This window comes from Gilvimarinus sp. F26214L, assembly GCF_054401055.1.
This window is the reverse complement of record NZ_JBTIYG010000007.1, coordinates 53,229-75,563: the sequence shown is the minus strand read 5'-3', so window position 1 is coordinate 75,563 and position 22,335 is coordinate 53,229. Positions and strand designations below refer to the sequence as shown.

The window sequence follows — 22,335 nt, the reverse complement described above, 5'->3', positions numbered from 1 at the left end:
CGGTGCGCTCGATCTATTCCAATAGCACGGCCCTCCATCGGCTCCGCTATCTGTTGGGTTACGCTTCGCTAACCCAACCTACGTATTGCCCGCACATCGAGTAGGTTGGGTTAGGTGCAGCCGTAACCCAACGCTCAGCAATCATTTCCAGTCGTCACTGGCCGGTTCGCCGGGGTCCGACTTCAGAAACCGGACCAGCTCTCCGTGGAATTTTTCGGGAATCTCGAAGTGGGGGTTGTGCCCGATCCCTTCGAAGAGCACCAGTTCCGCGTTCGGCAAGGCTTCGGCAACCTTGCGCGCCGACGCGCCGAAATCCGCCGCCAGCCCATCTGCCGCACCGCCGATTACCAGGGCCTTGGTGTCGATGTGCTGCCAGTCGTAGACGACCGGATCGAAATAGAGAATTTGCTGCTGCCAGGCCCGAATCCGCGCCAGCTTCGGCCATTCGCTGGTGAGGGTCTGGCCGTATTGCAGCTTCACCCAGTGCAGGTACTTGTTGTCCCAGGTGGGGTAGTAGCGCATGTGGTTGCGCAGGATCGACTGGTAAGTGGTGTTTTTGAGGACGCTCTGGTAAGCCGCTTCCATATCCCTCCAGGGCCGGCTCTGACGCGGGTCACTCATGCCGATCTGATTCACGAAAGCCACATGGGTGGTGATATCGCCGTAGGTCATGGCAAAACGGGACGCGAGCATTCCGCCCATGGAGTGACCCACGATCGCCACGTTCTCGATCTTCAGGTGGTCCAGCAGCGCCTTGGCATTGGACGCGAATACATGGAGGTTGTAGGGAATGTCCGGTTTTGACGACCGGCCGTAGCCGATACGGTCCGGCACAATCACCCGAAAGCCCGCTTCCGACAGGGCCTTGATGGTGGGCTCAAAGCCGAGGCCCGCGAAGTTCATGCCGTGGAACAGCATCACACTTTGCCCGTTGCCCCGCCCTTGCGGTTTTACATCCATGTAAGCAAGGCGCACATCCTCGCCGAAGATCTGCAGGTCCAGGTACTGGACCGGGTGGGGATAGGGAACTTCCTCGAAGGTGGAAGAGATGGGGCCCCAGTCGGACGGCGGCTCGCGGGGCGGCTCTTCGGCGAGGGCCGTCATGGCGAAGGCACTGAGTACCAGAATACTGGCGATACGTTGAAAGACGGCCATCACTTCATCCTCATTGTGGTTGTTGTGGATTCGTGGTGCTTTTTTATGATTGGCCAGGGAGCTTAAACCGCCCTCTTTCAGGAATCAATCGCCTCCAGGTAGTCCACCATCAGCTGCAAGTTGGTGCGCCCGCGAAACTCGTTGATGTCGAGGCGGTAGGCCATGCGTACCTTCCGGGCACTTTGATCCGGCCATTGGGCCACATCCACATTGAAAGCGATGGCGTCAAAAATAATTTGGCTTTGTTCGCTGCAGGACACCACCATCTTCAAATGCTTCTCGCCCACGATCCGCTGCTGGAGCAAGCAGAATTCCCCGTCGAAGAGCGGCTCGGGGAAATGCTGCCCCCACGGGCCCGCGTCGCGCAATTGCTGGGCGAGAGCAAGGGACATTTCCTCTTCGTCCAGACACCCGTCGCTCAGCAACTGGGCCTGCAGGTCCGTTTCGGTCAGTTTGTTGCGGACCACCTGATCGAAGATCGCCTGAAACCGGGTGAAGTCCTCGCGTGCGATCGAAAGCCCAGCGGCCATGGCATGGCCACCAAACTTGCGCAACAAGTCCGGCGCCTGGGCCGCTACCTCGCTGAGTGCATCGCGAATATGCAAGCCTTCGATGGACCGGGCCGAGCCCTTGATCTCCCCGTTGTCCGCCTCGGCGAACGCAATCACGGGCCGATGCAGCCGATCCTTGATGCGTGAGGCAAGAATTCCGATCACGCCCTGATGCCAGTTGGGATCGTAAAGACACAAGCCCCAGGGGATGTCCGAGCTTTCATCGAGGTGCAATGTGTTCAGTGATTTCAATGCTTCCTGCTGCATGCCGCTTTCGATGGCCTTGCGATCCCGGTTCAATTCGTCGAGCTCGAGAGCCATCTCCCGCGCAAGCGGCGCGCTGTCGCAGAGCAGGCATTGAATTCCGAGGGAAATATCGTCCAGTCGCCCCGATGCATTCAGACGTGGCCCTACGACGAAGCCGAGATCGGAAGCCACCAGATTCTGGTGGCGCCGGCCCGCCACTTCGAGCAAGGCCAGAATGCCGGGCCGGGCCGCGCCCGCGCGGATGCGCTGCAGACCCTGGTGCACCAGAACGCGATTGTTGAAATCCAGGGGCACTACGTCCGCAACCGTACCGACCGCAACCAGGTCGAGAAAGCTGGCCATGTTGGGCTCCTGAATGCCCTGCTCCCGAAACCAGCCCTTGTCCCGCAATGCGCTGCGCAGGCTGGTCATCACGTAAAAAATGACACCCACACCCGCCAGATTCTTGCTGGGGAAATCGCAGTGGTGCTGATTGGGGTTCACAATGGCATCTGCGCCCGGCAGCTCTTCGCCGGGAAGATGGTGATCGGTCACGATCACCATCATGCCCCGTTCCTGCGCGGCAACGACCCCTTCGATGCTGGAGATGCCGTTATCCACTGTGACCAGGATGTCCGGCTTGCGGCCCGCGGCGACCGCAACGATCTCCGGCGTCAGTCCGTAGCCGTAGTCGAAACGATTGGGTACCAGGTAATCCACATTGTTGAGTCCCATGGCCTGCAAGGCCATCACGGACAACGCACAACTGGTTGCACCGTCGGCGTCGAAGTCGCCGATGATGAGCACCCGCTGCTGTTGATAAAACGCATCCACCAGCAGTCGAACCGCTTCGTCCAGACCTTTGAACGATGCGGGTTTGTGTAAACGGTCAAGACGCATTTGCAGGGACTGGTCGTCGCAGACACCGCGAGCCAGGTAAATGCGTTCCAGGACAGGAGGCAAACGGGTCTGAAAGCGGGCGAGGGAAGGATCGACGGTGCGGCGACTGATAATCTTCTTCGTTGTCAGGGACACGGCTTTCTCAGGATTTGGTGAATTGGCCCTTCAAGCTGTCAGTTATAGCACAGCTCGGCCCGGGCTTGCGCAGCAGGATCGTGCAACGAACGGTTTGAGGTGCGGGTGAGCGCCTCCGAAGCGATGACTACACCCATGAAGTTCCAGCCGCACACCCGACACTGCTTCCGCTATTCGCCCCGCGGGGCTCGGATCAGGCTCGGATGTTCTTGCCAATGAATTCCTTGATCTTGTCCAGATCGTTGGGCAGTACGGTGAAACGCTCTTCCCGACTCAGGAGGTCCGCCATATGCAGCGGAAGATTCACTTCACCGCCGAAGCGGGCTTTTTCCGCCGCTTCGGGGAACTTGGCAGGGTGCGCAGTCGACAGGCAGATCACCGGGCCCGAGTAGGCGCTGCGGGTCTGGCGGGCGGCTTCGATGCCAATGGCGGTGTGAGGGTCGGCAAGGTATTCGGTTTGCGCGAGTACGTTGGCAATGACTTGAATCGTCCCCTGGTCGTCCACCCGATGGCTGACAAAAGTTTCACGGGCACGTTCGAGAGCCGTGTCGCTCAGCACCATGGCGCCGGACTTAGATTCGTCCATCAGTGCGGCGATTGACTTGCCGTCCCGGTCGTACAGGTCGAACAGCAGGCGCTCGAAGTTGCTGGATACCATGATGTCCATGCTCGGGGACAGAGAGTGGATCAACTCCTTCCTGCTGTGATCGTTGGCGCTGATGCAGCGGTGGAGAATGTCATTGGCGTTTGTGGCAATGATCAGGCGCTCGACCGGCAAACCCATCTGCTTGGCCAGATAGCCGGCAAAGATGTCTCCGAAATTCCCGGTGGGTACCGAAAAACTGACCGAGCGATCGGGAGCGCCGATGGCGACCGCGGAATAAAAGTAGTAGACGATCTGGGCCATGATGCGGGCCCAGTTGATGGAGTTGACCGCCACGAGCTGACGATCTTCCGGAAGGAAGGACTGATCGGCAAACGCGGCTTTCAAAGCGTTCTGGCAATCGTCGAAATTACCTTCTACAGCCAGGGTGTGGACATTGGGCGCAAGTACCGAAGTCATCTGGCGGCGCTGGACTTCCGACACGCGCTGGTGTGGATAGAGCACGAAGATGTCCACGTTGTCCGAGTGCCGGCAGCCCTCGATGGCGGCGGAGCCTGTATCGCCGGAGGTAGCGCCCATGATCACTACCTTTTGCTCACGCTTTTTCAGCACGTAGTCCAGCATGCGGCCCAACAACTGGAGTGCAACATCCTTGAAGGCCAGGGTGGGGCCATGGAACAGTTCCAGCACCCACTCCTTGTGCCCTGTTTGCACCAGCGGGGTAATCGCCTGGTGGCGGAACTCGCCATAGGCTTCATCGATCAGGCGCTTGAAGTCCGCATCGGGGATGTCCCCGGCCACGAAGGGCGACATGATACGGAAAGCCAGCTCCTTGTAGTCCATGTCCGCCATGGCCCTGATGTCAGCGGCGCTGAAGCTGGGGAGGGATTCCGGTACGTAAAGGCCACCGTCGCTGGCCAGCCCGGTGAGCATGACTTCTTCAAAGGACAGTGCGGGAGCATCGCCGCGGGTGCTGATGTATTTCACGTTGTGGTTCTCGAATAGTGCCCGCCGCCCATGCGACGGACCGGCAAAGCAGCCGAAAAGTAGTTTATCAAATGCCTGCTAATCCAGGTGTTCGACCCGGATGCTCACCACCTGTCCGGCGATGGACACCAGCGCCTCGATCTGCTGAATGGCGCGCATCATCTTGCCTTCCACGGCACGGTTGGTCAGCAGGATCACCGGCACGATGTCCTGATCCTCCGCGGGCTCTTTCTGAATCAGCGCTTCGATGCTGATCCCTTCCTGACTGAGGATCTGCGTGATTTCGGACAGAACCCCCGGGCGATCCACCGCACTCATGCGCAGGTAGTAGCTGGTTTGCAGCTCGTCCATGGGCTGGACCTTGATGGGGCTCACGTAATCCGCTCCGAAGCCCAGATGCGGGACGCTGGGTGTGCAATCCAGGGCCAGTTCCCGGGCGATGTCGATCACATCCGCGACCACGGCCGAGGCTGTGGGTTCGGAGCCTGCGCCGGGCCCTGAGTACAAAGTGGAGCCCACTGCATCACCCATGACCATGACCGCATTCATGACGCCGTTTACGTGGGCGATCAGGCGTTTTTCGGGAATCAGGGTCGGATGCACGCGCAGCTCCACGTGATCGCCGCTGCTGCGGGCAATACCCAAATGCTTGATTCGATAGCCCAACTCCTTCGCGTACGAAAGATCCTGGGGCTCGATTCGGGAGATGCCTTCAGTATAGATGCGGTCAAATTGCAGGGGCATACCGAAGGCAATGGAGGCCAGGATGCCCAGCTTGTGGGCGGCGTCGATCCCCTCCACATCGAAGGTGGGGTCGGCCTCGGCATAACCCAGCTCCTGGGCCTGGGCCAGCACATCCTGAAAATCGCGACCCTTCTGCGCCATTTCCGTCAGGATGAAGTTGCCGGTTCCATTGATGATGCCGGCGAGCCACTGCACTTTGTTGGCCGCCAGACTTTCCCGCAGAACCTTGATAATGGGTATCCCGCCCGCGACCGCCGCTTCGAAGGCAACGCTCACCTGTTTGGCTTCCGCAGCGGCAAAAATCTCGTTGCCGTGCTCCGCAATCAAGGCCTTGTTGGCGGTAACCACGTGCTTGCCCTGCTCAATGGCCTGGAGAACCAGGTCCTTGGCCACAGTGGTGCCGCCGATCAGCTCCACCACGATGTCCACGTCCGGGTCCTTCACCACCTCGAAGATGTCGCGGCTGACCCGAATGCCCTCCAGTTTGCAAGCCGGGTTATCACGGCGCGCGCCCACGTGGGTAATTTCGACCTTGCAGCGCGCGCTGGCCTGCACCTCGCGCGCATTGCGCATCAGTACATTGCAGGTACCACTACCGACTGTACCCAGGCCACATACACCTACCTTGACGGTTTTCAAACCAGACTCCCGGAACTCAATTGCACTTAGATGGCTTAACAGGGGCAATAGCCAGGGGCGGGGCAGTCTCGCAGGCTGCAAGCCCCGGGGGATAAAGAACCCTTTCGGAATGGAGGCAGCCGGAGGGGCCGCATCGAACCGGCAACGATACTGGCAGGCAGGATGGGTGTCAATGAAGGGCCGGGATGGACCCTTCATTGGACGCGCCGGAGTATGGTGGAATGTGGTGGATACCTGATCCGAGATCCCCGGTTCGCGGGTATCCCGAATGAGGGAGGTTACTCCCCGGACAGACCGAGCCGTGCCGCCAGCTCCGCCGCAGGGACGTAGCCACCGATCATCTGGCCATCGGCCGTTACCATGTTCGGCGTACCACTGACGCCCACCAGGCCACCGAGCCGATAGTGGTCCGCTATCGGATTGTCCTCACACACTTCCATGGCGACTGATTCGCGATTCTTGAGCTTCGTGAGTGTCGCTTTCGGGTCCGAGGAACACCAGGCGGTGGCCAGCTTGTCCGCGGATTGGGACTTGGCGCCGGCCCGTGGATAGGCCAGGTAGCGAACCTCGATACCCAAGGCATTGATCTGGTCAATCTCCCGGTGCAGCTTCTGACAGTAGCCACAATCCACGTCCGTGAAGACATTCACGTAGGCTTTGGTCTCGCCGTCGGGGGAGAAAATGATCTGGTCTTCCTTTTTCACCGCGGCCAGGAGACGGGCCCGTTCCTTCGCGCGCGCCTGCTCCTGAATATTGACGAAACCTTCTTCGCGAATCCGGAACAGGTCACCAGCCACAAAAAAGCTGGCGTCCTCCGTTACGTAGAGGGTTGGGCCACCAAGCACCTGGACTTCGTAGAGCCCCGGGATCGGAGAAACCTTGACTCCGGCATATTCCAGATCGCCGCGGGCCTCCTCGAGATTACTCAGGATCCGTTTGGTCACTTCCGGCGCAGGACCCACGGCCAGGGCGGGCCCCGCCACAAACAGCGCCATGCTCAGCAGAATTGGTTTCACCAGTTTGCGTGTGATCTTCACAGTTTCTCCTCGTGCCAGAGGGCAATAGGTGCCGGGCTTGTAAGTACCCGCATTTTTTTGTGGTGGAAGCGGCCGCCCATCGAGCGCCCACTCCAGTGCAGATTTGGATTCGCATAGTAACGCAAGCTTTACCGCTACCGCGACCCCGGTTACGATTGGAGCGGGGATCTCGCGCGGGGTTCCCGCACACGGGACCGGAGCTCTTGCGTCTTTGGTTCGGTCACCTTACGCCCGCGGGTGGTGTTGCGCGTGCAGGGCTTTCATGCGGGTATTCGCAACATGGGTGTAGATCTGAGTGGTGGACAGATCACTGTGACCCAGCAGCATCTGCACCACTCGCAGGTCCGCTCCGTGATTCAGCAGGTGGGTGGCGAAGGCGTGGCGCACGGTGTGCGGTGACAGCTCCTTCTGGATGCCGGCCGCCAACGCCCAGTGCTTGATCCGGTGCCAAAAGGTCTGGCGCGTCATGTGTTGCCCCCGCTGGCTGGGGAACAGGACCTCGCTGGGCGCCCCTTTGAGGAGCGCGGGCCGCCCCTCTCGGAGATAACGGTTCAGCCAGTGGGAGGCCTCCTCCCCCAGCGGGACCAGCCGCTCCTTGCTGCCCTTGCCGAACACCCGCACCACGCCCTGGCGGAGGTTGACCTGGCTGATTGTCAAACCCACCAGCTCCGAAACCCGCAAACCACACGCATAGAGCAGCTCGAGCATGCTGCGGTCCCGGAGGCCGATCGGCTCATCCACCCGAGGCGCGCCCAAAAGGCGCTCCACGTCGTCCTCGGTCAGGCTCTTGGGGAGGCTCCGGCCCAACTTGGGGTTGCGAATCCGGGCACAGGGGTCGACCTGGATCTGGTTCTCGCGCAACAAGTACCCGTAAAAACCTCGAATGCAGGACAGAAACCGGGCTGTGGACCGGGCCGACAACCCACGCTTAAGGCGATCCGCGAGATGGCTCTGGAGGATCTCCGGGCTGACTCCGGTAAGATTCACCCCGCGAGGGGCGAGCCAGACGGCGAACTGACGGATGTCCCGGCGGTAGGACTCAAGGGTGTTGCCGCTGAGCCCCTTTTCCACCCACAAGGCATCCAGATAGCGATCGATCAGTTCGAAGTCGGTAGTGTCCATGGCGCAACTTTACCAGCTACTACGGCAGATCGGGGTACGGCCACGAGTGTCAGTGGGCGGAAACCAGAGCGATTTTCTCGGAGCTTACGCCGTAGGCCCCCGGCTCGAGCCCCCGGACAATCTCCAGCGGACCGCCGCTGCGGGGATCCACTGCATCGAGAAGATCGACGACTTTCAACTGGTGAAGGGGCTCCTTGTGCTGATCGGTCAGCAGCAGCACCTGCGGGCGGAGCCTGCGGGTCCTGCTCTCGGCAACCACCACCCCCACTTCGCCGGACGACAGCAGCACCAGTGTACCGGCCGGATACAAACCCAGGGCCTGGATGAATTCCTCCACCAGAATCGCTTCGAAGTGCCTGTCCCGCAGCCCATAGAGCTGACGGACGGCCAGGGAGGGTGAAAGCGCCTCACCATAGGGTTTTTCGCTGGTCAGGGTGTCATACAGATCCGCAATTCCCGCGATACGGGCGAACAAGGGAATATCGCTGCCTTGCAGAGCACTGGGATATCCGGAACCGTCGAAGCGCTCATGATGGAAGGCCACCATGTCCCGGACGTCCTGATTACGCATGGGGGAGCGGTCCAGCACTGCGAGGCTGTGGTCCACATGGCTGCGCAACACCGCTTCGTCGGACTCGCTCAAATCCTTGCGCGTCAATAGCTCACGGGGTATGTGCAGGGTACCCACGTCCAGGAGGAGAGAGCCCAGGGCCAGGCTCCTCAGGTCGGCCGGCGCCAGACCCAGCTCACGCCCGAAGGCAACCGCCCAGATTGCCGTTCCCACCGCATGCCGATAAATGTAGCCGTCCTCGTGCTTCAGCCGCGCGAGCCACATGCAGGCATCCGGGTTGCGTTCAATACTGCTGACCAGTGGGCCCACGGCTCGCTTGAGGTTGGCGAACCGGTAAGCCCCGCCGGCATTGTAGGCTGCAAACAGACTCCGGATCTCACGGTTGAGATTGACCACCGCCCGTTTGGCCTCGCCCATTTCCGAGCGCCAGGGAGTCAGATCGCGATAGCGCTGCTGGGGGCGATCGCCGAGCAGCTCGCGCACCCGTTGCCGCCGGTCACCGGTGGGTGTCGCGGGCTTTCGGGCCTCATTCGCCGAATTCTCTCCGGTCTGGGGCGGGGACTCGGGAAAGCGGGCGTCCTCGTGGGAGCGGGCGCGGTCAACGAAAACGAATTCGCAGTAGCGGGCGAGAGTGTGGACGTCCTCCTCGCATTCCACGAGGAAGCCCTGCATCAGAAAGGGGGTTTCCAGCCAGGGACGGTCCAACTCACAGACGTACATGCCGGGACTGAGATCCGAGACAGAAACTTCCAACTTGCTGACTGACATCCCCGCGGCCCCAACTGCGTCGTCCGGCTCTGACACGTGCTGCGTCATAAAAAAGGTGATCCTCCGCAGAAGCCGGCGGACACGCCGGTGCGGGTGGTGATCGCCGTCACAGTAGCGCCCGAATCAACATGTGGCAATGGAGCACTAGGAACAACGGCTGATTTTTCCGATGGAGGGCATCTGGGGCAACCGTGAGCGGTGTCGGTGGGGCGGAAACACAAACGGCGCCTCTGGGGGCGCCGTTTGCGAAACTCCTGTCGCGGGTCCGGAGCGGACCCGGCAAAGGTGTTTAGTTGAGCTTTTCCTTGATGCGAGCCGCCTTGCCGGTGAGCTCACGCAGGTAGTACAGCTTGGCCTGACGAACATCGCCGCGTCGTTTCACCTGGATGCTGTCGATGATCGGGCTGTGGGCCTGGAAGGTTCGCTCGACACCTACCCCGTGAGACATCTTGCGCACGGTAAACGCGGAGTTCACACCGCGGTTACGCTTGCCGATAACCACGCCTTCATAGGCCTGCAAACGCTCACGGTTACCTTCGATCACTTTCACCTGTACCACGATGGTGTCGCCGGGGCTGAACTCGGGGATATCGGCCTTGAGCTGTTCGGCTTCGATCGCCTGGATAACTTTATTCTTGCTGGACATGATGGATAACTCCTTACAATGTTTGCGACCACGGTGGAGGGCCACCCTGTCATTCGCTATTTAAATTCAAATCTGCTCGCTCTTGGCGGCCGTGACCGATTCGGTCCTGAACTCCTCGAGGAGTCGCTGCTCTTCCTCCGACAGCGGGCGTTGCTCGAGCAGGTCCGGTCTCTGCTGCCAGGTCTTGCCAAGCGCCTGTTTCAGTCGCCAGCGCCGGATTTGCTCGTGGTTGCCGGAAAGAAGTACTGCCGGAACCCTGCGGCCACTGTAATCCTCCGGTCGCGTGTAATGCGGGCAATCCAGGAGGCCGTCGGTAAAGGAGTCCTGTTCCGCCGACTGGGCATCGCCCAGCACACCGGGCAATAGCCGGGCCACCGCATCGATCAGTACCATCGCCGGCAACTCGCCGCCGCTCAGCACGTAATCACCGATCGACCATTCGGCATCCACTTCCATCTGAATAAGCCGTTCGTCGATCCCTTCGTAGCGGCCTGCCACCAGCACAAAGCCGGGCTGTTCCGCGAACTCACCCACCGCTTGCTGCTGCAGGGGGCGACCCTGAGGCGACAGGTAAATCACGGGCGCTCGCTGGGATTGTTCGGGCTCTGAACCGAGCCACTCCCGGGCTGCCGCGATCGCGTCGCGCAGGGGTTCGATCATCATCACCATGCCCGGGCCACCGCCGTAGGGGCGATCGTCCACTGTGGCATGACGGTCCCGGGTAAACTCCCGGGGGTTGAAAACTCTCAGCTCGAGCAGGCCCTGTTTCACGGCCCGCCCGGTCACACCGTAATCGGTGATGGCGCTGAACATCTCTGGAAACAGGCTGACTACCGCGACCCGCATAACCGCCTCGAATTTTCCAACGCGATCCGAGGGCTAAAATTCCGGATCCCAGTCCACCAGAATCTCGTCCCGGGCAAGGTCCACCTTGCGAACCGTGTGGTCCGGAAGGTAGGGAACCAGCCGCTCACGTTTGTCGATGCTGTCCCCATCTCCGCGCACCACCAGGACATCATTGGCTCCGGTTTCCATGAGGCGCTCAACGCGACCCAGGTCATGGTGCTCACCACCGTACTCGCTGATCACCCGAAGACCTTCCAACTGGTGCCAGTAGTACTCGCCCTCATCGAGGGGCGGCAGCGCGTCGGCCGCGACGGCAATCTCCACCTGGGCGTAAGCCCGGGCCCGCTCGCGGTCATCCACTCCCGAAAGCTGTGCCACCAGTCGCTTCCCCTGGATGCTGCTGGCAGCGACTTCCATGGACTGCCAACCTTCCGGCGTCCGGAGCCACCAGGGCTGGTACTCGAAAATTTTTTCCGGCGGCGCCGTGAAGGATTGAACCCGCACCCAGCCGCGCACGCCATAGACAGCGCCAATCCGCCCGACCGGGATCAGCTCGGGAAGTGACTCTGCCATCGTCGCGCCGGCTTAGGCCGCGCTCTGCTCTTGCTGCTTGCCGTGCTCTTTGAGCAGGGTCTTCACACGGTCAGAAACCTGTGCGCCCTGGCTCAGCCAGTATTCCACGCGCTGAGTGTCAACACGCAGACGCTCTTCCTGGCCGCGAGCGACCGGATTGAAAAATCCCACGCGTTCGACGTAGCGGCCGTCGCGACTGTTGCGGCTGTCCGCCACGGTCAGATGGTAGAAAGGACGCTTCTTGGAACCGCCGCGAGCTAAACGAATCGTTACCATGGATACTCTATCCTGTTACTTGGTTAGGCGTTGCTGCTGTAAGTAACTGACGCAACATGTTTTTTGCGGTATTCATCCGCCTGGGCCGACACCCTGCCTGGTGGAACGCAGTCTTCCCGGCCAGAGAAGGCGCGACATTGTACGGGAATCAGTCAGGGACAGCAATGGGCCGGGCCCGGAAGGACCCGGTCGAGGTGAAGCGGCAGGCGGGAGAGGTACAAGCGCCGCCCAGGTGCCCGCCGACGGGGCCTATCCTACCCCTCTCTTACCCTCTCTTACCGGAACCCGGGCGGAAGCCCCCCGCCGCCACCGCCGCCCATCATTCCTTCCAGGCCGCGCATCATCTTGGTCATGCCGCCGCCCTTCATCTTCTTCATCATTTTCGCCATTTGCTTGTGCTGCTTGAGCAGACGATTCAGATCCTGAACGTCCGTGCCCGAGCCCTGGGTGATGCGACGCTTGCGGGACCCGTTGAGAATGTCCGGGTTGGCGCGCTCGGCGGGGGTCATGGAATTGATAACGGCTTCCATGCGCTTGAACTGCTTGCCCATGTCCGCCTGCTCCATCATCTGGTTGATGTTGCCCATCCCCGGCAGCTTCTCGAGCATGGACCCCATGCCACCCATGTTCTGCATCTGCTGCAGTTGGTCGCGCAGATCCTCGAGATCGAATTTCTTGCCCTTCTTGACCTTGCTGACCAGCTTCTCGGCCTTGGCCCGGTCGATCTTCTGCTCCGCTTCCTCGATGAGAGACAACATGTCCCCCATGCCGAGAATCCGGCCCGCCAACCGGTCCGGGTGAAAGGGCTCGATGGCATCCACCTTCTCCCCCACACCCAGGAACTTGATCGGCTTGCCGGTCACATGGCGGACCGAGAGCGCGGCCCCGCCGCGGGCATCACCATCCGCTTTCGTCAGGACCACACCGGTCAGGGGCAATGCCTCATCGAAGGCCTTGGCCGTATTGACCGCGTCCTGACCGATCATGGCATCGATCACGAACAGGGTCTCCGCCGGGTCCAGAGCCGCGTGCAGGTCACGAATCTCAGTCATCAGTTCCTGGTCGATGTGGAGCCGGCCCGCCGTATCCACCAGCACCACATCCATGAACTGGCGCCGGGCATGGGCCACCGCCGCCTCGGCAATATCCACCGGCTTCTGGCTGGGATCGCTGGGGAAGCACTCCACCTCGATCTCCTGCGCCAGAGTCGCCAGCTGCTCAATGGCCGCGGGGCGGTACACGTCCGCGCTCACCACCAGCACCTTTTTCTTCTGGCGCTCCTTGAGGAAGCGGGCCAGCTTCGCAACGGATGTGGTCTTGCCCGCACCCTGCAGGCCCGCCATCAGGACCACGGCCGGGGGTTTGACCGCCAGATTAAGGCTCTCGTTGGCCTCGCCCATGACGGAGGTCAGCTCCGCCTCGACAATCTTCAGGAACTGCTGGCCCGGATTCAGGGCCCGCGACACCTCGTGACCCAGCGCGCGCTTGCGAACCTGTTCCACGAAGGCCTTCACCACGGGCAGCGCCACGTCCGCTTCCAGCAGGGCCTTGCGGACTTCCCGCAGCGTGTCCTGGATGTTCTTGTCGGTCAGGCGGGCCTTGCCCACCACCGATTTGAGGGATTTGGAGATGCGATCGGATAAGTTGTCAAACATATAAAAGCTTGTGGTCTCGTAGAATCTCGGCAGTGATTGGGCATCTGCGGAAAATGAGGGCGGAGTATACCTTAATCAGGGCCCCGGACATGAGGGCCGCAATGGCGCGAACGGTCGACTTCTCTTTCCCGGCACCTTATGCCACACTCTTCCGCCTGGAAAAGGACCGTTCAACAGCCCGCTTATGAGCTTTGCTACCATCATCAACGCACTGGCCATTATTGTCTACCTGGCCGGCAGTGCCTACCTGATCGCCGCCTATCTGCGTCAGCAGCCACCGCAAACCCGGTGGGTGACCGCCATTGCGACTGTTGCGGTGGCGCTGCATGGTATCGGTGCCTATAGCTCTGTTTTCGGGGCTAATGACTTCAGATTCGGCGTTTTTATCCTGCCGACCCTGTTTTTCTGGGTCATCAATCTGATGGTGCTGGTGAGCGGGTTGCGCAAACCGCTCTACAATCTTTTCGTATTCCTGTTTCCCCTCAGCGTTGTGGCCATTCTCTCCGCCCAGCTGAGCGAAAGCCCCAGCAGAGCCGTCGACCCGGCTTTGATGATGCACATCCTGCTCGCCCTGCTGGCCTACGGGCTGCTGACGATTGCGAGCTTTCAGGCCGTACTGCTCGCGTTTCAGAACTACCAGCTCAAGCACAAGCATGCCACCGGTGTTATCCAGCTCCTGCCTCCACTCCAGACCATGGAAGGCCTGATGTTCGAGATGGTCTGGGCCGGTGAGCTCCTGCTTACCGCACTTATCGTGTCGGGACTGGTGTACACGACGGATCTGGTGGAGCAGAACCAGGCGCATACCATGGCCTTCTCGGTGATTGCCTGGCTCATTTACGCCATCCTGCTCTGGGGCCGCCACCAGTTGGGCTGGCGCGGGAAAGTCGCCGTGCGCTGGACTCTGGGCGGCTTTGTGGCACTGGCTCTCGCCTACTTCGGCACCCAGCTGATCTACCAGGTGGTGCTCCAGTAAAAATGCGCTCCGGCCCGCATTTGCCAAAAGCACGGACAGCCTTCAAGATACTTCTCTTTCGGCTACACAGGTCCCCCTTTTGAGCGACATACCCCTCGAAGCGTTGTTCGCCACGCTCGTCATCCTGCTCCTGCTGTCAGGCTTCTTCTCCAGTTCGGAAACCGGGATGATGGCGTTGAACCGCTACCGCCTGAAGCATCTGGTAAAGAAGCAGAACAAAGGCGCCATTCGCGCCACCGAGCTTCTGGAGAGACCGGACCGGCTCATCGGTGTCATCCTGATCGGCAACAACCTGGTGAACATCCTCGCCTCGGCCATCGCCACCGTCATCGCCCTGCGACTTTTTGGGGATGCGGGGATTGCGGTCGCCACGGTCCTGCTCACGATTGTGATGCTGATCTTCTCGGAGGTGACCCCCAAGACCATCGCCGCACTGCGCCCGGAGAAAATTGCCTTTCCCGCCAGCCTTGTACTGCGCCCGCTGCTTACAGCCCTGTACCCGGCAGTATGGCTGATCAACCATGCGTCCAACGGCCTCGCGCGGCTGTTCGGGGTCAACCCGGAACACCAGCAGGGACACGAACACCTGCGCCCGGAGGAGTTGCGGACAGTGGTGGATGAGGCCGGGGATCTTATCCCGGACCAGCATCAGAAGATGCTGCTCAACATCCTCGACCTGGAAACGGCCACGGTCGAGGACATCATGATCCCGCGCAACGAAGTGGAAGGCCTGGACCTGCAGGACGACATCCCCACACTACTCAGGAAGATCCGCTGCAGCGAGTACACGCGCATGCCGGTATTCGAGGGCGACATCAACAAAATTGTAGGGATTCTGCACCTGCGCAACGCTGCGCGCTTTCTCTATGGTGAGGACCGGGAGGTCACTCACGACGCTATCAAGCGTTTTGCCCGCGAGCCCTACTTCGTGCCGCTCGGCACGCCGCTGCACACCCAGTTGCTCAACTTCCAGAAGCACAAGCACCGCATTGCGATCGTGGTGGACGAATACGGCGATGTCCAGGGCATTGCGACCATGGAGGATCTGCTGGAGGAAATCGTCGGGGAATTCACCACGAACCTGGCGGAAGACCAGAGCGACGAAATCGTGGCTCTGGAGGACGGCTGGTATCTGATTGAGGGGAGCACATCAGTGCGGGATGTGAACCGCGGCCTGCATTGGGAACTGCCCACGGACGGCCCCAAGACCCTCAACGGCGTCATGCTCGAATACCTGGAAAATATTCCGGACGGGAACAGTTGTTTCCAGATCGGCAGCTACCGCTTCGAAACGGTCAGCCTCAGTGAGAAAGTAATCGACAGCGCGCGCGTCAAGTCCGTAGTTGCCACAGCGGCCACCCGTCAGCAACCCGAGCTGTTTTAGCAGGCGCTGATATAGCGCCCCCGAAAACCGGTCAATCGAAACTGATCGCGCGCGGTTTTCGTCGTGACTCCGGTGCCGCGCTCTCCCGCTCAATGCCGGCATTCCACGCGTCGTTGAGAAACTGGACCAGTATGCGCGCGGTAAGCCCCCAGATCTTGTAGCCATCGTAATGGTACACCGGCGACCACCATTCCCTACCATTGTTGAAATAAACGTCAGTCCGGCTGCGCCGGTCTTCCAGGAAGTAACGAACCGGCACTCTGAACAGCGAATGCAACTCCGCAGGGTTGGCTTCCAGTTGCACGTTGTGAGGAACGATGCCCAGGTAGGGCGTTACCTTGATGCCCCACAGGGAATACAGAGGAGGGCCCACATTCAAAACCTCCACCAGAGCCGGAGACAGCCCGATCTCTTCCTCCGACTCCCGCAGCGCAGTGAAAACCAGCGACGGATCACCGGCTTCCCATTTGCCCCCGGGGAAGGAAACTTCACCGCCGTGAGAGGTCAGGTGGTCGGCGCGTTTGGTGAGAACAATTTCGGGCTCGCAATGGTCGGTCACCGGCACCAGTACGGCAGCTTCGTTGGGGTATTCCCCCTCCTGCTCGAGCCCCGAGCGGGGCACCCGATAATTGTCGCGCAGGTGTTGGATCACACTGAACCTCGGCAGACGGGAAACAAACACAGAACGGTGGAGAATATCACAGCTGACTCAAAGAAGACCTTGCGCGCGGCACGCACGAATCGCCTGGTCCGGACGATCCGTTTATAATGCTGACAACATCGCACATTCCAACCAGGCCACATGCCCCATGAAGTTTTGCAGCAGCTGCGGCTCGCAGCTTGAACAGCGGATTCCGGAAGGTGACGACCGGGAGCGGCACGTGTGCGCGAGCTGCGACACGATCCATTACACCAATCCCCGGATCATCACCGGCTGCCTTCCGATCCACGACGGCAAAGTCCTGCTCTGCAAGCGAGCCATCGAGCCCCGACACGGATTCTGGACCTTGCCCGCCGGTTTTATGGAGAACGGCGAAACCACCCAGGAGGGAGCGTTGCGCGAGTCCTGGGAGGAAGCAAGGGCACGCATTGATGTGCATGAGCTGTACACCCTGTTCAATCTCCCTTACATCAACCAGGTGTACATGTTCTATCGGGGCACGCTCCAGGACCTGGACTTCAGCCCCGGGCTGGAATCGTTGGAGGTGGATCTTTTCAGCGAGGCGCAGATCCCCTGGGGGGAACTCGCCTTTCCGGTGGTGGAGCGAACCTTGCGATACTACTTCCAGGATCGCCAGCAGGGCCATTACCCGCTCCGCACCGAGGACATTCTCTACCGGCCGCGCCCCATTCGGTAACGCAAGTCAGCGGTAACTCAATCCAGGCTGGCCGGGTCCACCAGGGCCACGATGTCATAGGCCGGTTCCTCGTAAGGGTGGGCACTCAACAAGGCCTGGACTGAAGCACTGACCCGGTCTTTCGCGCAAACCATTTCCACCTTGTACTCACGGGCCTGCTCAACCTGCCCCTGCTGCCCCAGGTAGGGCTGACTGCCTTCCAGCGGGCGGAACTGACCCAACCCCGGAGCCTGCCAACAACACTGATCGTAATCACCGATGCGGCCGGCTCCCGCCTCAAAAACCGCCGCCTTGACCTGCTCCAGATGACTCTCCGGAACAAAGAAACTGAGTTTGTACATGGAATGCGCACCTCGGCTTATAGCTCGTACCCCTAAAAACTTTGTTCCCAATACAAAAAAAGAAAGGGATTGGCATGTAATCCAAGCCAATATCTCGAGCTGTTCAATTTTTGTAAAGATTGGTAATAACCCTAACATCGGCAAAGCGTGGAGCGGTAGTCTCGTTTGACTTGAGCTCCCGCCCCAGTTCAGCCCCGGGCTGCATTGGCGCCCAAACGGATTTGGCCATAACCACTAATAAACATGCGTCGTACTGGAGACCCGCTATGAAGAGCGCTTCCACACTCACGGCATTTCTGGCTGCAACTTTGTTGGCGGCCGGCGTCAATGCCGAAACCAATCCCAGCCGAGTTGGCGATTTTGCTCTGCTGGACCACCAGGGCGAATTCCATCAGCTGAGCCGCTACGGCTTCAAGAAGGCTCTGGTGATCTTCTCGCAAGCCAACTCCTGTTCCGCGACCGACACAGCCATTGCGGATCTGCGCGAGTTGCGCAGCAAGTGGGAAGACAAGGACGTGGCTTTTCTAATGCTTAATGCCTCGGCAAAAGACAGTCTCAAGTCGATTCGCAAGACAGCCGAAAAGAAGGAGCTGGATTTTCCCATCCTGCTGGACGATTCCCAGCTTGTTGCGGAAACCCTGAATATCACCAAGGCCGGCGAAGTCATTGTGCTGGACCCCGCGACTCAGAACCTGGTGTATCGCGGGCCAGTACACGAGCACATCGGGATGGCACTGGACGGCATCCTGTCCGGCAAGCCTCAGACGGGCGCCCACGAAATGCCGGTCAAGGGATGCGATCTGTCCTTCCCCGCCAAAACCGCTCACACCAAGAAGGTGCCGGACTACGCCAGGGACGTCGCCCCCATCATTGAGAAACAGTGCGCTGACTGCCACCGCGAAGGCGGCATTGGCCCCTTCGCCATGAACAGCTACATGATGCTCAAGGGCTGGAGCCCGATGATCCGCGAAGTGCTGCTGACCAAGCGCATGCCTCCCATGCAGGTGGATCCGCACATTGGCCAGTTCAACAACGCCAACCACATTCCCGAGGACGAGTTGCAGACCCTGGTCCACTGGATCGACGCCGGCTCTCCCCGGGGCAAGAGCAAAAAAGATCCGCTGACCTCCATACCGCCCATCGACTTGCGCGCGTGGCAGCTGGGTGAGCCCGATTACATCGTCAAAGCTCCGGTTCACGAGGTTCCGGCCACTGGCGTTCTCGATTACATCAACGTGGACGTGGATCTGGAGTTCGACGAAGACAAATGGGTGCGCGCTGTTCAGTTCATCCCCGGTGACCCCGCGGTACTGCACCACCTGCTCACCTACGTTACAGCGCCTAAAGAGGATTTTGACGGCGGCGAAGGGGACACCCGCTCCATTGCGCGACGTTTCCTGGAGGGCTATGCCCCCGGTAAAGTGAAAGCCATGGAGTTCCCGGAAGAAGTGGGTGTATTCATTCCCAAGGGCCACAAACTCTCCATGCAGTTCCACTACACCACCAACGGCAAGGCGACCACTGACGGCACTTTGCTGGGCCTGTACTTTCACGACGAACCGCCCAAGTACGAACTCCTGACCCGCTCGGTGTCCGGCCGCTTCGAAATCCCTCCCTACGCGCACGATCACGCTGCGGCGGCCGAATACGTGTTCGAGGAAGATGTGGTGATTCGGGGTCTGCGCGCCCACATGCACTTCCGCGGCAAGGATATGAAGTTCTCTGCGGAACTGCCCGATGGCACCATGAAAGAGATCATGAGTGTGCCGAACTACAGTTACGCCTGGCAGCCCACCTTCCAGCTCGAGAAGCCCATGACTCTGCCGGCCGGAACCAAGGTGCACGTGACCGGCTCCTTCGACAACTCCGAGCACAACCCGGCCAACCCGGATCCCAGCAAGACTCTGACCTTCGGGCTTCAGACCTGGGATGAGATGTTCATCGGCTACTGGGCCTTCCATACCGCCACGCCGGCGAATTAGCAGACTCCCTGAAGCATCACCCTTTTGAAAGGCGCCCTCGGGCGTCTTTTTTTTGTTTACACCCTTCACATTTTCGCCACCGGGCCGAGTCTGGCCGCGCCGGACAGAAGGATCTGAGAACTGTGAACTGGCGGCACGGAGCCGGCGAGCGGAAACTCGGTGGTATGATATGCCCTGTTGTTGGGCAGCCTGGGGCTGATTTGAAAGAGTTTGACAGTTATGGGGAAAAAACAATCAGTGTTCAAGTCCGCGGCAGCCGCCGAGTCCGTGGAACGAAAGAATCGCGAACTACTCCGCCACTGGCCGGTGGAGAAAGAAGAGCGGCAGGTGGAAACCCGGCACGGCACCACCCAGGTGATTATCTCGGGAAGCCCGGAGAACCCTCCCCTCCTCCTGCTGCATCCGGCCTGCGCTACCTCTGTTTACTGGCTTCGCCAGGTCCAGACCTACATGAAAAGCCATCGGGTGTACGCGATTGACATCGTTGGCGAGGCGGGGGGCAGCGAACCCACTCGCTTGCCCGCCAAGGGACCGGCCTATGTGGAATGGATGGAGGACCTGCTCGCGCAGCTGAAGCTGGACCGGGTCTCAGTGGCCGGTGCTTCCCTGGGTGCCTGGATCGGGCTGAAGTTCGCCTGTGCCCAACCCGAGCGCGTTGACCGCCTGGCCCTGATCTCCCCGCCCGGGCTGGTGCCCGCGCGCCGCTCTGCTTCAATTGTGGTGTCCTTCCTTAGCCTGCTGCTGGGGCCGATCGGGCGCCGCATGATCTTTCGCTCGCAATTGAAAAAGAGCGACATGGACCCGCACCTCGCGGAGTTGATTGCACTGGTGCAGCGCTCCACGAAGCGCCGCTCCCTGCAACTACCCCGCTTTTCGGACAAGGAGTTGGGCCAGCTCTATTGCCCGCTGTTTCTGCTGGTGGGAGCAAAGGATGCCTGGTTCGATGCCGAAGCGCAGGTTCTCAGAATGGTGAAGGCGGTCCCGCAACTGGAGGTAAGCTACCGCCCCCGGGACGGTCACTACCTGAGCGAGTTTGCGCGCGAGCTGGATCGTTTTCTGGTGAGCAACTACGCCCCGGACTGAGGGCCGGCTGCCGCAAGCGCCCCCACGGCGATCTGCGCGTTGCGATACTCCCGGCACTTGCGCTCGCCCTCGGCCGGAAAAAGAATTTCGCACAACTCCGCAAATCCGGGATGTTCAACAATTTCTTCCGCGCGTAGGACCTGTGCGACCTTGCTGCGTCGCCGCAGGAAATCATCAACAGTGGTGATCATTTCCGTGCGCGCCATCAGGGCAAGCTCACATCGACTGTAGTCGATTGTGTCAATGGGCTTGTGAAGCGCCTCCTCGGGGTTCTCGGCTATTTCATCGAGCAGTTCAAAAGCCAGCTCACCATAACGGCGCCAGAGGCGCTGGGAAAGGCCCTCGCCGGACAGAGTTTGAAACTTGTGGTTGATGTCCAGAGCTGCGGCCCTGTCCATGAACCGATCCTGCTGTCTGGTATCCGGCTCGCCATACCATCCTCGCCATGGATGAGGCGGGTGCAACCCAAAGCCCTTTACCAGATCGACCACCTCCTCGCCCACGTTGAGGCAGTCCGTAAGCTTGCCGCCGAAGATACTGATGAAGTTTTTCACCTCATCGGTGTCGATGGCGTGGCGACGGGACAGTTTCAGCCAATCCCTGCTTTCGTCCTGATCAATTCTTTTCACCGCCAGTGGCCGCACCCCGCAGCGCTCGGCGATGATGTCCTTTGTCGTCAGCGGGCGCGGCAGGTTGAGAAGCATGTTGGCGTTGTCCAGAACGAACTGCCGGTCCTCCTCGGTCACCTGCACATAAGGATCTTCTACCGGTGTATCGGTGGTGCCGATGCAGGTTTTCAAGCCCATGGGTATCACAAAAAACAGGCGACCGTCGCTGGCAAAAAAAGTGAGTACCCGGTCGTGGGGGGTGATCTGGTCGACGATGAGGTGGATGCCCTTCGAGAAAAGATGGTGATGCGCGGTTTCCTGGGCGATGCGGCGATTGTACTCGTCCACGTACGGACCGCAGGCGTTAATCAGAACCCGCGAGCGAATCTCGAACGATTCGCCTTTCATCAGATCCCTCGCCCGGGTTCGCCAGCTGCCATCGGAAAACTCCGAGCCCATGGCCTCCACGTAATTGGCAGCGGCGCACCCCGAGGCCAGGCCGCTGCGCACAAAGCGAAAGACAAAGCGGGCATCGTTGTCGGGCAGGTAACAATCGGAATATTCAAAACCACCCACCACGTCCTTCATGGACACGACCGGCTCCTCCCGCACGATGGTGCGGCGGCGCAGATAACGAGGTGGCCGGGTGCGGAACGCGCCGATAAACCAATAGAACAGCGCGCCCAGATAGACCAGAAAAACCGGCAGGCGAAAGCCTTTGCGGATGGTGGTAAAGAAGCGGATTTCCCTGACGCTGGCCGGATAGTGGCGCATGAGGTGGTTGCGACTGCGACACAGTTTGCTGACCAGCAGCAACTCGCCGCTTTCGAGATACTTGATGCCACCCCAGGCCAGGTTGGAAGAGTTGGAACTGCAGGCTCCGGCGAAATCGCCGCGATCGATGAGTGCAACGCGCAAACCCTTGGCGGACAGGGCCGCGGCGGAGACCGCACCGTTGATGCCGCCCCCAAGGATGAGCACATCGAATTGCTCGTGCTGTAACCGTTCGAGATTCTCGCTGCGTAAGCTCATTCCACCTCTGAACGATGAAGGCGTACGAACCAGGGTTCCATCCTGTTGGGTTACGGCCTGCGGCCTAACCCAACCTACACGGAATGTGACATACGCGAAATAAATGCGACCGGGTA

At 60.3% G+C, this 22,335-nt stretch carries 20 protein-coding genes; 5 read left to right on the top strand and 15 right to left on the bottom strand.

Annotated features, from left to right (window positions below; translation table 11 throughout):
• Window positions 1-141: 141 nt before the first annotated feature.
• The 12 genes from ACURWW_RS09635 to ffh form a co-directional block, all read right to left on the bottom strand.
• Window positions 142-1,155, bottom strand: a complete 1,014-nt coding sequence (locus ACURWW_RS09635) for an alpha/beta fold hydrolase (RefSeq protein ID WP_445617048.1) — start codon at window positions 1,153-1,155, stop codon at window positions 142-144.
• 77 nt (window positions 1,156-1,232) lie between these two features.
• Window positions 1,233-2,987: a single-stranded-DNA-specific exonuclease RecJ gene (gene recJ / locus ACURWW_RS09630; protein WP_445617047.1), complete on the bottom strand. Its 1,755-nt coding sequence runs from the start codon at window positions 2,985-2,987 to the stop codon at window positions 1,233-1,235.
• Window positions 2,988-3,180: 193 nt separating this feature from the next.
• Window positions 3,181-4,578 (bottom strand): threonine synthase, encoded by a 1,398-nt coding sequence (gene thrC, locus ACURWW_RS09625; RefSeq protein ID WP_445617046.1) that lies wholly within the window; start codon window positions 4,576-4,578, stop codon window positions 3,181-3,183.
• 78 nt (window positions 4,579-4,656) lie between these two features.
• Window positions 4,657-5,961 (bottom strand): homoserine dehydrogenase, encoded by a 1,305-nt coding sequence (locus tag ACURWW_RS09620; protein ID WP_445617045.1) that lies wholly within the window; start codon window positions 5,959-5,961, stop codon window positions 4,657-4,659.
• Window positions 5,962-6,239: 278 nt separating this feature from the next.
• Window positions 6,240-6,998, bottom strand: coding sequence for a DsbC family protein (locus tag ACURWW_RS09615; RefSeq protein WP_445617044.1), 759 nt, complete (start codon window positions 6,996-6,998; stop codon window positions 6,240-6,242).
• 225 nt (window positions 6,999-7,223) lie between these two features.
• The gene (xerD, locus tag ACURWW_RS09610) at window positions 7,224-8,120 is read right to left on the bottom strand and encodes a site-specific tyrosine recombinase XerD (protein ID WP_445617043.1); all 897 of its coding nucleotides are present in this window, start codon (window positions 8,118-8,120) and stop codon (window positions 7,224-7,226) included.
• 49 nt (window positions 8,121-8,169) lie between these two features.
• Window positions 8,170-9,507 carry an HD-GYP domain-containing protein gene (locus ACURWW_RS09605; RefSeq protein WP_445617042.1) on the bottom strand — a complete coding sequence of 446 codons (1,338 nt, stop codon included), beginning with the start codon at window positions 9,505-9,507 and terminating at the stop codon, window positions 8,170-8,172.
• Between the two features lie 241 nt (window positions 9,508-9,748).
• Window positions 9,749-10,105, bottom strand: coding sequence for a 50S ribosomal protein L19 (gene rplS, locus ACURWW_RS09600; protein ID WP_445617041.1), 357 nt, complete (start codon window positions 10,103-10,105; stop codon window positions 9,749-9,751).
• 66 nt (window positions 10,106-10,171) lie between these two features.
• Complete coding sequence (gene trmD / locus ACURWW_RS09595; protein WP_445617040.1) at window positions 10,172-10,951, bottom strand: tRNA (guanosine(37)-N1)-methyltransferase TrmD; 780 nt, start codon at window positions 10,949-10,951, stop codon at window positions 10,172-10,174.
• 33 nt (window positions 10,952-10,984) lie between these two features.
• Entirely contained in the window at window positions 10,985-11,524 is a 540-nt protein-coding gene (rimM, locus tag ACURWW_RS09590) for a ribosome maturation factor RimM (protein ID WP_445617039.1), read from the bottom strand.
• A 12-nt stretch (window positions 11,525-11,536) separates the two neighbouring features.
• A complete protein-coding gene (gene rpsP, locus ACURWW_RS09585) occupies window positions 11,537-11,800 on the bottom strand; it encodes a 30S ribosomal protein S16 (protein WP_445617038.1) in 264 nt (87 codons plus the stop codon).
• A 275-nt stretch (window positions 11,801-12,075) separates the two neighbouring features.
• On the bottom strand, window positions 12,076-13,455 hold the full coding sequence (gene ffh, locus ACURWW_RS09580; RefSeq protein WP_445617037.1) for a signal recognition particle protein: 1,380 nt from the start codon (window positions 13,453-13,455) through the stop codon (window positions 12,076-12,078).
• Between the two features lie 184 nt (window positions 13,456-13,639).
• Between ffh and ACURWW_RS09575 the strand changes: the two genes are divergently transcribed.
• Window positions 13,640-14,431, top strand: coding sequence for a cytochrome C assembly family protein (locus ACURWW_RS09575; protein ID WP_445617036.1), 792 nt, complete (start codon window positions 13,640-13,642; stop codon window positions 14,429-14,431).
• A 79-nt stretch (window positions 14,432-14,510) separates the two neighbouring features.
• Window positions 14,511-15,815, top strand: coding sequence for an HlyC/CorC family transporter (locus ACURWW_RS09570; RefSeq protein WP_445617035.1), 1,305 nt, complete (start codon window positions 14,511-14,513; stop codon window positions 15,813-15,815).
• Between the two features lie 31 nt (window positions 15,816-15,846).
• On the opposite strand, the gene ACURWW_RS09565 is transcribed toward ACURWW_RS09570, so the two are convergent.
• Window positions 15,847-16,467, bottom strand: a complete 621-nt coding sequence (locus tag ACURWW_RS09565; protein ID WP_445617034.1) for a CoA pyrophosphatase — start codon at window positions 16,465-16,467, stop codon at window positions 15,847-15,849.
• 157 nt (window positions 16,468-16,624) lie between these two features.
• On the opposite strand from ACURWW_RS09565, the gene ACURWW_RS09560 reads away from it, so the two are divergent.
• On the top strand, window positions 16,625-17,173 hold the full coding sequence (locus tag ACURWW_RS09560; protein ID WP_445617033.1) for an NUDIX hydrolase: 549 nt from the start codon (window positions 16,625-16,627) through the stop codon (window positions 17,171-17,173).
• Between the two features lie 17 nt (window positions 17,174-17,190).
• Here ACURWW_RS09560 and ACURWW_RS09555 read toward each other — a convergent pair whose 3' ends face one another.
• A complete protein-coding gene (locus ACURWW_RS09555; RefSeq protein ID WP_445617032.1) occupies window positions 17,191-17,514 on the bottom strand; it encodes an NGG1p interacting factor NIF3 in 324 nt (107 codons plus the stop codon).
• Window positions 17,515-17,780: 266 nt separating this feature from the next.
• Here ACURWW_RS09555 and ACURWW_RS09550 point away from each other — a divergent pair, with 266 nt between their 5' ends.
• Window positions 17,781-19,496 (top strand): redoxin domain-containing protein, encoded by a 1,716-nt coding sequence (locus ACURWW_RS09550; protein WP_445617031.1) that lies wholly within the window; start codon window positions 17,781-17,783, stop codon window positions 19,494-19,496.
• Between the two features lie 219 nt (window positions 19,497-19,715).
• The gene (locus ACURWW_RS09545) at window positions 19,716-20,579 is read left to right on the top strand and encodes an alpha/beta fold hydrolase (protein ID WP_445617030.1); all 864 of its coding nucleotides are present in this window, start codon (window positions 19,716-19,718) and stop codon (window positions 20,577-20,579) included.
• Here ACURWW_RS09545 and ACURWW_RS09540 read toward each other — a convergent pair.
• The gene (locus ACURWW_RS09540) at window positions 20,564-22,219 is read right to left on the bottom strand and encodes an FAD-dependent oxidoreductase (RefSeq protein WP_445617029.1); all 1,656 of its coding nucleotides are present in this window, start codon (window positions 22,217-22,219) and stop codon (window positions 20,564-20,566) included. The two genes, ACURWW_RS09545 and ACURWW_RS09540, sit on opposite strands and share 16 nt — an antisense overlap.
• Between the last annotated feature and the right edge of the window lie 116 nt (window positions 22,220-22,335).

Bases quoted from the DNA above. Each gene is read 5' to 3' on its own strand.
- ACURWW_RS09635 (WP_445617048.1), bottom strand. From the start codon at position 1,155: ATGGCCGTCTTTCAACGTATCGCCAGTATTCTGGTACTCAGTGCCTTC.
- xerD (WP_445617043.1), bottom strand. From the start codon at position 8,120: ATGGACACTACCGACTTCGAACTGATCGATCGCTATCTGGATGCCTTG.
- ACURWW_RS09605 (WP_445617042.1), bottom strand. From the start codon at position 9,507: ATGACGCAGCACGTGTCAGAGCCGGACGACGCAGTTGGGGCCGCGGGG.
- rplS (WP_445617041.1), bottom strand. From the start codon at position 10,105: ATGTCCAGCAAGAATAAAGTTATCCAGGCGATCGAAGCCGAACAGCTC.
- trmD (WP_445617040.1), bottom strand. From the start codon at position 10,951: ATGCGGGTCGCGGTAGTCAGCCTGTTTCCAGAGATGTTCAGCGCCATC.
- rimM (WP_445617039.1), bottom strand. From the start codon at position 11,524: ATGGCAGAGTCACTTCCCGAGCTGATCCCGGTCGGGCGGATTGGCGCT.
- rpsP (WP_445617038.1), bottom strand. From the start codon at position 11,800: ATGGTAACGATTCGTTTAGCTCGCGGCGGTTCCAAGAAGCGTCCTTTC.
- ffh (WP_445617037.1), bottom strand. From the start codon at position 13,455: ATGTTTGACAACTTATCCGATCGCATCTCCAAATCCCTCAAATCGGTG.
- ACURWW_RS09575 (WP_445617036.1), top strand. From the start codon at position 13,640: ATGAGCTTTGCTACCATCATCAACGCACTGGCCATTATTGTCTACCTG.
- ACURWW_RS09560 (WP_445617033.1), top strand. From the start codon at position 16,625: ATGAAGTTTTGCAGCAGCTGCGGCTCGCAGCTTGAACAGCGGATTCCG.
- ACURWW_RS09555 (WP_445617032.1), bottom strand. From the start codon at position 17,514: ATGTACAAACTCAGTTTCTTTGTTCCGGAGAGTCATCTGGAGCAGGTC.
- ACURWW_RS09550 (WP_445617031.1), top strand. From the start codon at position 17,781: ATGAAGAGCGCTTCCACACTCACGGCATTTCTGGCTGCAACTTTGTTG.
- ACURWW_RS09545 (WP_445617030.1), top strand. From the start codon at position 19,716: ATGGGGAAAAAACAATCAGTGTTCAAGTCCGCGGCAGCCGCCGAGTCC.
- ACURWW_RS09540 (WP_445617029.1), bottom strand. From the start codon at position 22,219: ATGAGCTTACGCAGCGAGAATCTCGAACGGTTACAGCACGAGCAATTC.